Origin of the sequence: Agrobacterium sp. MCAB5 (assembly GCF_052114365.1) — a bacterium.
GTDB lineage: Bacteria > Pseudomonadota > Alphaproteobacteria > Rhizobiales > Rhizobiaceae > Agrobacterium > Agrobacterium tumefaciens.
The window spans coordinates 1-554 of sequence record NZ_JBFREP010000169.1; the positions used below are offsets into that span (position 1 = coordinate 1).

2 protein-coding genes are annotated in these 554 nt (G+C 45.8%); both read right to left on the reverse strand.

Annotated features, from left to right (window positions below; all coding sequences use genetic code 11):
• A partial coding sequence (locus tag AB4Z23_RS28025; RefSeq protein WP_441361246.1) for a hypothetical protein occupies positions 1 to 339 on the reverse strand: 339 nt, incomplete at its 3' end.
• The coding region (locus AB4Z23_RS28030) for a hypothetical protein (protein WP_441361247.1) at positions 336 to 554 on the reverse strand (219 nt) is incomplete at its 5' end. The genes AB4Z23_RS28025 and AB4Z23_RS28030, both read right to left, overlap by 4 nt.

Genomic DNA, 554 nt, shown 5'->3' on the forward strand with positions numbered 1-554 from the left:
TTCGTGAACTATCGCCCCGTAGATAGCGCGCTCCAGTGAGGAAAGGTGATCCCTATTGCCATTCTTCACGTAAACGAGCCGAGCATTATTGAATGGGCAATAGATAACTATTGCGTTCGATGAAACTTCCGCACTGAGCTTTTCGAGCTCGTGGTATTTTGCGCTGAAGTCACCAGTAACAGCAGCGATACTCAAGTGAACTGTATTTAACGAACCAATTTGAGGTCTATTATTAACATTGTTGAAAAAGTCTGGAGGATTTTGATTACACATTTCTGTGATTATATCTGCCGCAATGGTCTTGCAGTCAGCAAATTCCTGCTTGCCCGGATAGTTCACTCTTCGCTCCCTTGCGTATTCGAGCCGGGAAAATACCGGAAGCGAGACAATGAAAGCTGAACAAGCGTGATTAACGGCTCGACGACTTGAAAACTCTCGGGTCCCGGTCTTGGCCTAAGCTGGAGCCATACCGGGACACAATGTCCTAAGCCATACCAGACTCTCCCGTTCTTTTTCTGATAATCACTGACACCAAATTTTTCTCTAAAGACTCC